At 72.0% G+C, this 8,890-nt stretch carries 9 protein-coding genes; 4 read left to right on the top strand and 5 right to left on the bottom strand.

Features of this window, described 5'->3' with window-relative positions; genetic code table 11:
* The first annotated feature begins 57 nt into the window (after window positions 1-57).
* A complete protein-coding gene (locus V7E46_RS30240; RefSeq protein ID WP_333771396.1) occupies window positions 58-1,476 on the top strand; it encodes a serine hydrolase domain-containing protein in 1,419 nt (472 codons plus the stop codon).
* Here V7E46_RS30240 and V7E46_RS30235 read toward each other — a convergent pair.
* The 5 genes from V7E46_RS30235 to V7E46_RS30215 all read right to left on the bottom strand — a co-directional run bounded on the left by V7E46_RS30235 (window position 1,415) and on the right by V7E46_RS30215 (window position 5,992).
* Window positions 1,415-2,962, bottom strand: a complete 1,548-nt coding sequence (locus tag V7E46_RS30235) for a DHA2 family efflux MFS transporter permease subunit (RefSeq protein ID WP_333771395.1) — start codon at window positions 2,960-2,962, stop codon at window positions 1,415-1,417. The two genes, V7E46_RS30240 and V7E46_RS30235, sit on opposite strands and share 62 nt — an antisense overlap.
* 146 nt (window positions 2,963-3,108) lie before the next feature.
* Window positions 3,109-3,621 (bottom strand): MarR family winged helix-turn-helix transcriptional regulator, encoded by a 513-nt coding sequence (locus tag V7E46_RS30230; RefSeq protein ID WP_333771394.1) that lies wholly within the window; start codon window positions 3,619-3,621, stop codon window positions 3,109-3,111.
* Between the two features lie 75 nt (window positions 3,622-3,696).
* On the bottom strand, window positions 3,697-4,200 hold the full coding sequence (locus tag V7E46_RS30225) for an NUDIX hydrolase (RefSeq protein WP_333771393.1): 504 nt from the start codon (window positions 4,198-4,200) through the stop codon (window positions 3,697-3,699).
* A 200-nt stretch (window positions 4,201-4,400) separates the two neighbouring features.
* Window positions 4,401-5,618, bottom strand: a complete 1,218-nt coding sequence (locus V7E46_RS30220) for a cystathionine gamma-lyase (RefSeq protein ID WP_443054397.1) — start codon at window positions 5,616-5,618, stop codon at window positions 4,401-4,403.
* A complete protein-coding gene (locus tag V7E46_RS30215) occupies window positions 5,615-5,992 on the bottom strand; it encodes a phage holin family protein (protein ID WP_329176997.1) in 378 nt (125 codons plus the stop codon). Before V7E46_RS30215 ends, V7E46_RS30220 begins: the two co-directional genes overlap by 4 nt.
* Before the next feature lie 78 nt (window positions 5,993-6,070).
* Here V7E46_RS30215 and V7E46_RS30210 point away from each other — a divergent pair, with 78 nt between their 5' ends.
* The 3 genes from V7E46_RS30210 to thiC all read left to right on the top strand — a co-directional run bounded on the left by V7E46_RS30210 (window position 6,071) and on the right by thiC (window position 8,852).
* Window positions 6,071-6,388 (top strand): cupin domain-containing protein, encoded by a 318-nt coding sequence (locus tag V7E46_RS30210; protein WP_329176999.1) that lies wholly within the window; start codon window positions 6,071-6,073, stop codon window positions 6,386-6,388.
* Between the two features lie 127 nt (window positions 6,389-6,515).
* Window positions 6,516-6,737, top strand: coding sequence for a DUF5326 family protein (locus V7E46_RS30205; RefSeq protein WP_329177001.1), 222 nt, complete (start codon window positions 6,516-6,518; stop codon window positions 6,735-6,737).
* 342 nt (window positions 6,738-7,079) lie between these two features.
* Window positions 7,080-8,852: a phosphomethylpyrimidine synthase ThiC gene (gene thiC, locus V7E46_RS30200; RefSeq protein ID WP_333771392.1), complete on the top strand. Its 1,773-nt coding sequence runs from the start codon at window positions 7,080-7,082 to the stop codon at window positions 8,850-8,852.
* Window positions 8,853-8,890 lie beyond the last annotated feature (38 nt).

Genomic DNA, 8,890 nt, shown 5'->3' with positions numbered 1-8,890 from the left:
ACCGTGGACAGCGGGGCGGGGACCGGACACGGCGGCGGGCCGGGGAGCGCCGGCGAACTGCTGCCCGCCACCCGGCGGGCCCTGCTGCACCGGGTGGCGGTGGGGCAGCGCGAGGGGCGCACCCCTTCGCTGGTGGGAGCGGTGGTGCGGGACGGCGCGCTGGTGTGGTGCGGCTCGCGCAGCATGATCGAGGGCCACGCGCCCGGCGCCGAGACGCAGTACCGCATCGGCTCGATCACCAAGTCCTTCGTCGCGGTACAGGTGATGCGGCTGCGGGACGAAGGGCTGCTGGACCTGGGCGACCCGCTGAGCCGCCATCTGCCGGAGACGGCGGCGCGGCCGGGCGGAGCGGGCCAGGCCGTCACCGAGGCCGGCCAGGTCGGGCTCGACGCGGCCGGGCTGCGGGCGGCCGGGCGGCTGACCGTGGGCCAGCTGCTCAGCCACACCTCGGGCCTCGCGTCGGAGACCCCGCCGCCCTGGTGGGAGCGCACTCCGGGCGCGCTGCGGCCCGAGCTGGCGGATCTGCTCGGCGCCGCCCCGGTCAAGCACCGGGCGGGCCGCCGCTACCACTACTCCAACCCCGGGTTCGCCCTGCTCGGCGCCCTGGTGGAGCAGGTGCGCGGGGTGCCGTGGGGCGAGGCGCTGCGGGCCGAGATCCTCGATCCGCTGGGCATGGCGCGGACGACGCTGCTGCCGCAGGCCCCGGCCGCGGGCGGGTTCGCCGTCCACCCGTGGGCGGATGTGATGCAGCCCGAGACCGTGGCGGACACCGGGCGGATGGCACCGGCCGGGCAGCTGTGGTCGACCGCGGCCGATCTGGCGCGCTGGGTGGCGTTTTTGACAACCGGTCGCGACGGCGTGCTGAGCGCGGCGACGCTGGAGGAGATGCGGCAGCCCGCCGCGCCGCCCGAGGCCGCGGACCCGGACGGCGGCTACGGGCTGGGGTTGCAGCTGAGTCGGCGCGGGGGACGGCTGCTGGCCGGCCATACGGGTTCGATGCCCGGCTTCCTGGCCACGGTCTGGGTGAGCGCCGAGGACGGTGTCGGCGCGATCGCCCTGGCCAACGCGACCTCTGGACCCGCGGTCGCCGCCATCGCCGCCGACCTGCTGGCGATCACCGCCGACGCGGAGCCGGGCCTGCCGGCCGCCTGGCGCCCCGCCGACCTGCTCGACCGTGATCTGCTGGAGCTGGCGGGCCCCTGGTACTGGGGTCCTCAGGCCTTCGCGCTACGGATCGACGCCGACGGCGGCCCGCGCCTCACGCCGCTGACCGGCCAGGGCCGTGCCACACGGTTCCACGTGGAACACGACGGGACCTGGACCGGTCGCGAGGGCTATTACGCGGGCGAGACGCTGCGGGTGGTCCGCGGGACAGACGGCTCGGTCAGCCATCTCGACCTCGGGTCCTTCGTCTTCACGCGCGAGCCCTACGATCCTTCGGCTCCGCTGCCGGGCGGTTTCCCCGGCTGGCACTGATCTTTTCCGCGCTCCGGCCGTCCGCGGCAGCGGAGTCCCGCGGCCCGGAGACCGCCGCGGGTGCCCCGCGGCGTACCGGCGCGCGGAGCAGCACCGCAGCCGCCACGGTCGCCACGGCGAGCAGCCCCGCGGCGACCAGGAAGGCCAGGTGGTAGCCGCCGGTCAGGGCGGCGGGCAGCAGGTGGCCGGCCGCCGTCAGACGGTCGGTGCGAGCGCTGGCCAGCGCGGCGAGCACGGCCAGGCCGAGCGCGGCGCCGATCTGCTGGGCGGTGTTGAAGACGCCCGAGATCAGGCCGGAGTCGGCGGGTGTGGCGTCGGACATGCCGAGGGCCATCAGGGCCGGCATCGCCAGTCCGAAGGCGACCCCGAAGACCAGCGTCGCCGGAAGGATGTCGCCGACGTAGGAGGCATGCCCCGCGGGCACCCGGGCCAGCAGCAGGAAGCCGCAGGCGAAGAGCGCGAGGCTGGGCAGCAGCACCGCCCGCTCGCCGAAGCGGGCGCCCAGCCTGGCCGACAGCGCGAGCGACATCACGCCGATGACCAGCCCGGTGGGCGCGATGGCCAGGCCGATGTGCAGCGGGTCGTAGCCCTGCACCCGCTGGAGGTAGAGGGTGACCATGAACTGGAAACCGAAGCCGCCGGCCACCATCAGCGCCTGCACGAGGTTGGCGCCGGTCACCAGCCGGGAGCGGAAGAGCCGCAGCGGCATCAGCGGGTGCGCGGCCCGCGCCTGCCGGACCAGGAAGCCGGCCAGCAGCGCCAGCGTCACGGCGCCGAGGACGGCGGTGGAGGCCGACGTCCAGCCGTGGTCGGCGGTGCCGACGATGGTGTAGACGCCCAGCATCAGGGCCGCGGTGACCAGGAGCGCGCCGGGCGCGTCGGCGCCGCGTACCGGGCTTCCGGAACCCGAGGCGGGCCGGTCGTCGGACAGCAGGCGCAGGCTGAGAAGGGCGGCGCCGGCGCCGATCGGCAGATTGACGAAGAAGATCCAGTGCCAGGTGACGGCCTGGGTGAGGATGCCGCCGGCCAGCAGCCCGAGCACCCCGCCCGCGGACTGCACGAAACTGTAGACGCCCATGGCCCGGCCGCGTCCGCGCGGGTCGGGGTAGAGGGCGATCACCATGCCCAGGCTGACCGCCGAGACCATGGCCCCGGCGGCGCCCTGGACAAAGCGGGCCGCGATCAGCAGCCCGGCGGAGTCGGCGAGGCCGCAGGCGAGCGAGGCGGCGGTGAAGGCGGCCAGCCCGCCGATCAGGACGCGGCGGCGGCCGATGAGGTCGCCGATCCTGCCCGACAGCAGCAGCAGACCGGCGAAGGCGATGAGGTAGGCGTTCACCACCCAGGCCAGTGCGGACTGGGAAAAGCCCAGGTCGTGCTGGATGGACGGCAGAGCGACGGTCACGATCGTACCGTCCAGGATGATCATCAGGGTGCCCGCGCTGAGCACGGCGAGGGCGGCGCCGCGGGAACGGGAAGACAGTGGCATGAGGTCGCCTCCTGGCGGATGGATTGCCAGGACCGACCGTAGCAGAAGGTTTTGTTAGAGACTATCTATTACGGGCTTACTTGCCGCCGATCTGCCCAGCTCCCCGTTCGCTCCCGGGCCGACAGCTCACTCCCCCGACTGCCCGATCACTGACGGGCCTGCCGTGGCCGACGCGCGCCCTGGACGCCCTCGGGGGAGTCGGCCGGCACCGCCAGATGCCCGGCGACCAGCCGATTCAGCGCCGCGACGAAGGCCGAGCGCTCCGGCTCCGGCAGCGCGCCCAGCACATTCCCGTGCACCCGGTCGACGATCTCCTGACCCGCAGCCACCACCTCCGCGCCCGCCGCGGTGACCCGGATGGTCCGCGCCCTGCGGTCGGTCGCCGACGGCACCCGCTCGGCGAGCCCGGCGCGCTCCAAGTGGTCGACGGTCACCACCATCGTGGTCTTGTCCAGGTCCGACAGCTCGGCGAGCTGCGCCTGCGTCCGCTCGGTCTGCGCGGCGTGCGCCAGCACGCAGTGCGCCCGCGGCGACATGCCGATCTCGGCGAGGGCGGCCGTCATCTGGGTGGTCAGCACATGGGCGGTGTGCTGCAGCAGGTACGACACGTCGGTGGTGCCGGCGGGCTGTGCGGGTGCGGCAGCGGTGTCCGGGGTCATACGCCGAGGGTAGCAAAATAGGTCCGCTACGGGACGATCCCGCAGCGGACCTATCGCGGGGCCGTGTGCCGGGTCTCAGCCCATCTCGGGGCCGAGCAGTCCGAGCACGCCCTCGATGTTCGCGTCCAGGTAGTGCCGCAGGGTCAGCGGCACGATGCCGACCGAGGCGATGCCCATCCTGCTGAACGGCACCCGCACCACTTCGTACTCCCCGCAGGGGTCGTCCACCTCGGGACCGTGCCGCAGGCCGAGGTCCATCGACTCCAGCCGGCAGGCGAAGAAGAACTGCACCTTCACGCCGTGCGAACCGTCGTCCGCGATGTGCTCGACGGTGTCGACGAAAGCGGGCACCACATCGGTGATCTTGGCGCCCAGCTCCTCGTCGATCTCGCGGTGCAGGGCCGCGACGACACCGGTGTCGTCGTCCTCGACACCGCCGCCGGGCGTGACCCAGTACGGTGCGATGCCGGGCTTGGTGCGCTTGATCAGGACGAGCTGGTCGCCGTCGAATACCAGGGCGCGGGCAGTGCGCTTGACCACCGGGCGGGTGGCGGGGCTGGAACGCGGATCCGGGGGCATGCCTGAGATCTGCCGCGGACGGCCCGGGGGCAAACGTGCCGGCGGCCGTCAATCGGAACGTTCGGCCGGGTCGTACGCGGCCGGTGACCACGCGCGCCCGGCCCGTGTCCGGCGCGGACCCGCCGCGGCCCGTAAGACCCCGGGCGGACCGGGCGGAGCGCCCACGGAGCCCGAAGGACGGGGCGAGCGGACCGTCGCGGTCATGACGGGGGAGCCGCCGCGTCCAGCGCGCCCAGCACATCGGCCACGATGTCGTCCGGGTCCTCGATGCCCACCGAGAAGCGGATGAAGCCTGGCGGTACGGCGTCGCCGCCCCAGCGGGCCCGGCGCTCGGCGGTGCTCTGGATGCTGCCGAAGCTGGTGGCCTCCGCCGTCATCCGCAGCGCGGCCAGGAAGCGTTCCGCGTGTGCCCGGTCGGGCAGGGTGAAGGACACCACACTGCCGAAGCGGCGCATCTGCCTGGCGGCCACCGCGTGCGAGGGGTCGGTCGGCAGCCCCGGGTGGCGGAGATCGGTCACTTCTGGGCGTTCGAGCAACGCCGTCGCAAGAGCCACGGCATTCGTCGCCTGCCGGTCCACCCGCAGGGCGAAGGTCGCGATCGACCGGTGCGCGAGCCAGGCCTCCATCGGCCCGGGGACCGCGCCGACCGTCTTGCGCCAGAACCGCACACCCGCGGCCAGGTCCGCGTCCCTGGTGCTCACGTAGCCCAGCAGCAGGTCGCCGTGGCCGCCGAGCGCCTTGGTGCCGCTGGCCACCGAGAAGTCCGCGCCGAGCGAGAGCGGCCGCTGCCCCAGCGGCGTGGCAAGGGTGTTGTCGACGGCGACCAGCGCGCCCGCCGCATGGGCCGCGTCCGCCAGCCGCCGGATGTCGCACACGTCGAGCCCCGGATTCGACGGCGTCTCCAGCCACACCAGCGAGGCGCCCTCGACCGCCGCCAGCTGCGCGTCACCCGCGGTCGGCGCGAGCCGTACCGTCACGCCGTAGGACTCCAGGCGGTCGCGCAGCGCGCGCGTGGTCTGGTAGCTGTCCGACGGCAGTACGACCGTCTGCCCGGCCTTCACCTGCGACAGCAGCACCGCCGCGACGGCCGCCATGCCCGAGGCGAAGACCGCGGTGCCGACCGCCGGGTCGCCCGGCGCCTCCAGCTCCGAGATCGCCTGCTCCAGCCGCTCCCAGGTCGGATTGTCGTCCCGGCCGTAGAGGTAGGGGCCGGCCGCCTCGCCGGGCAGGTGGTAGTGCGAGACGAAGACCGGACCCGGCAGCGACGGCTCGTACGCCCTCGCCGGCGGCCGCCCGGCGTGCACGCTGCGCGTGCTGTCGCCCGGACCGCCGCCGTACCCCCGCTCCCCGCCGTGCCCTTGGTTCCCGGCGTTCCCCGGCCCCGCGGGGACGTCCGTGCCCCCCTGTCCGCCGCTCACTCGTCGTCCGGCAGGACGACGTGCAGTGCCCAGGACACGATGCTGATGATCAGAGCGCCGACCACCGCGGTCCAGAAGCCCTCCACATGGAAGTCCAGGCTCAGCTTGCCGGCCAGCCACGACGTCAGCAGCAGCATCAGGGCGTTCACCACCAGCGTGATCAGCCCCAGGGTGAGGATGAACAGCGGGAAGGACAGCACCTTGACGATCGGCTTCACCAGCCAGTTCACGACGCCGAAGACCAGCGCGACCAATATCAGGCTGAGCACTTTTCGTGACGTGGAGTCACCGGTCAGGGTGATGTCCTTGATCACCCAGGTGGCGATGCCGAGGGCGGCGGCGTTCGCCAGGGTTTTGACGAGGAAATTCTTCATGGTGTGATCGTCGCAGACCTGATGGGCAGGGCAAGAGACGGTGCAGAACCGTAGCCCGACCGCAGCGGAGGAGTGGCGATGAAGGTGTTCCGGCTGGATGACCTGGACGCGGAACGGGCCGCGAACGATGGCGCCTACCTGCGCTTTCTCAAGGAGCGCACTATGTCGGCCGGGCTGTACGCGCTCAAGGCGGGGGAGGCCGACCCGCAGCAGCCGCACGCTCAGGACGAGATCTACCTGGTGGTCAGCGGCCGGGCCGCGATCACGGTGGGTGAGGAGACGACGACCGTCGCGCGCGGCAGCGTCGTCTATGTGCCGGCCGGCACACCGCACCGCTTCCACCACATCACCGAGGACCTCAGGGTCGTGGTGGTCTTCTCCCCGCCGGAACCCTAAGGGTGCGATCAGGGTCGGATCCGGCGTCCGCGGCCCCCACCGCGGGCAGAAGTAGCCCTACAGTCGAAGTATCGGCGGAAAAGCCGCCGGACCGACCCGGTGCGGGGACGAAGGAGAGTCAGGCGTCATGGACAAGCTGCTGAGGGGCCTGCCGTGGTGGGTCAAATGGGTCGCCATCCCGGTCATCGCGCTCGTGGTCTTCGGCTCGCTGGTCGCCGCCCTGGTGAGCTTTGTGATCGGCCTGCTGTTCAAGGTGATCGTGTTCGTGGTCCTGGTCGGGGCGCTGGTCCTGGTCGTGAAGCGCGTCACGTCCGGCGGTTCGTCGAAGTCCTCGAAGCGCGATTGGTGACGGTCGCGGCGATCTCCCGCCCGTTCACCCCGTACGCCGCCGGTGGCCCTGCCACCGGCGGCGATCGTGTGTACAGCGCCGCAGCGTCCGTCCGTACGGCCGGCGGTTCGCGTGCCCAACGGGGGAGTCCGCCGGCCGTTCGCCGCGAGGGCCTGGTGCCCGTACGCATCCAGCCGCTACCGTTGGGGCCACCTTTGCACACGCGGGAGCTCGGAGCACCGGGCTGAGAGGGCGCTGAAAGCCGAAGCGGACGCGGTACCGACGAGGTGCCGACGCCGACGCGACAGCTGCGCCGACCGCCGAACCTGTTACCGGGTAATGCCGGCGTAGGGAGTAGGTCTCATGACCACGCAGGACGCACGCACGCGCGAAATCGGCTGGCACAAGGCGTATCTCACCGGGTCACGGCCGGACATGGCGGTCCCGGTCCGCCAGGTGCACCTCACCAACGGGCGCGATGTGACGCTGTACGACACATCGGGCCCCTACACCGACCCGTCGGTGCAGACCGATGTCCGGCGGGGCCTCGCCCCGGTCCGGGAGAACTGGATCATCAGCCGCGGCGACACGGAGGAGTACGCGGGCCGCCCGGTCCGCCCCGAGGACGACGGCATCAAGCACACCTCCCCCCGCGGGGGCCTGCGGAATCTGGACGCGGTCTTCCCCGGCCGCCCACGGCTCCCCCGGCGCGCCCGCGGCGGGCAGCCGGTCACCCAACTCGCCTACGCCAGACGCGGCGAGATCACCCCGGAGATGGAATACGCCGCCCTGCGCGAGAACGTCCTGCCGCAGACCGTGCGCGAGGAGATCGCCGCCGGCCGGGCCGTACTGCCGGCGAACGTCAACCACCCGGAGATCGAGCCGATGATCATCGGCAAGCGGTTCCTGGTGAAGGTCAACGCGAACATCGGCAATTCCGCGGTCACCTCCTCCATCGAGGAGGAGGTGGAGAAGATGACCTGGGCCACCCGCTGGGGCGCCGACACGGTCATGGACCTCTCCACCGGGCGCAACATCCACACCACCCGCGAATGGGTGCTGCGCAACTCCCCCGTCCCCATCGGCACCGTCCCGCTCTACCAGGCGCTGGAAAAGGTCGAAGGCCGCGCCGAGGAACTGACCTGGGAGATCTACAAGGACACCGTCATCGAGCAGGCGGAACAGGGCGTCGACTACATGACCGTGCACGCCGGCGTCCTGCTGCGCCATGTGCCGCTCACCGCCCGCCGCAAGACCGGCATCGTCTCGCGCGGCGGCTCGATCATGGCGGCGTGGTGCCTGGCCCACCACAAGGAGAGCTTCCTCTACGAGAACTTCGCCGAGCTGTGCGACATCCTCGCGGCCTACGACGTCACCTATTCCCTCGGCGACGGCCTGCGCCCCGGCTCCATCGCCGACGCCAACGACGAGGCGCAGTTCGCCGAACTGCACACCCTCGGCGAGCTGAACACCATCGCCAAGCGCCACCAGGTGCAGACCATGATCGAGGGCCCGGGCCATGTCCCGATGCACAAGATCAAGGAGAACATCGACCTCCAGCAGGAGATCTGCGAAGAGGCCCCGTTCTACACCCTCGGCCCGCTGACCACCGACATCGCGCCCGCCTACGACCACATCACCTCGGGCATCGGGGCCGCGATGATCGCCTGGTGGGGCACCGCGATGCTCTGCTACGTCACCCCCAAGGAACACCTCGGCCTGCCCGACCGCGACGACGTCAAGACCGGCGTGATCACCTACAAGATCGCCGCCCACGCCGCCGACCTGGCCAAGGGCCACCAGGACGCCCAGGCCTGGGACGACGCCCTGTCCGACGCCCGCTTCGAATTCCGCTGGGAGGACCAGTTCAACCTGGCCCTCGACCCGGACACCGCCCGCGCCTTCCATGACGAGACGCTGCCGGCCGAGCCGGCGAAGACCGCGCACTTCTGCTCGATGTGCGGCCCGAAATTCTGCTCGATGAAAATCAGTAAAAGCATCACAGAGCAGTTCGCCCCCGACCTGGCCTCGTCGGCTTCGGACGAGGAGATCGAGGCGGGCATGCTGGAGAAGTCCAGGGAGTTCGCCGCCGCGGGCAACCGCGTGTACCTGCCGCTGGCGGAACCGGCGCAATGAGCCGTGGCGGGGGGGGGGGGGGGGGGGGCGGGGGGGGG

The sequence above is a fragment of the Streptomyces sp. IBSBF 2435 genome (assembly GCF_036815005.1).
Classification (GTDB): domain Bacteria; phylum Actinomycetota; class Actinomycetes; order Streptomycetales; family Streptomycetaceae; genus Actinacidiphila.
This window is presented reverse-complemented; position numbering and strand designations above follow the sequence as displayed.

Coding starts and splice junctions, on each gene's coding strand:
- V7E46_RS30235 (WP_333771395.1), bottom strand. CDS start 2,962: ATGCCACTGTCTTCCCGTTCCCGCGGCGCCGCCCTCGCCGTGCTCAGC.
- V7E46_RS30230 (WP_333771394.1), bottom strand. CDS start 3,621: ATGACCCCGGACACCGCTGCCGCACCCGCACAGCCCGCCGGCACCACC.
- V7E46_RS30225 (WP_333771393.1), bottom strand. CDS start 4,200: ATGCCCCCGGATCCGCGTTCCAGCCCCGCCACCCGCCCGGTGGTCAAG.
- V7E46_RS30215 (WP_329176997.1), bottom strand. CDS start 5,992: ATGAAGAATTTCCTCGTCAAAACCCTGGCGAACGCCGCCGCCCTCGGC.
- V7E46_RS30210 (WP_329176999.1), top strand. CDS start 6,071: ATGAAGGTGTTCCGGCTGGATGACCTGGACGCGGAACGGGCCGCGAAC.
- V7E46_RS30205 (WP_329177001.1), top strand. CDS start 6,516: ATGGACAAGCTGCTGAGGGGCCTGCCGTGGTGGGTCAAATGGGTCGCC.
- thiC (WP_333771392.1), top strand. CDS start 7,080: ATGACCACGCAGGACGCACGCACGCGCGAAATCGGCTGGCACAAGGCG.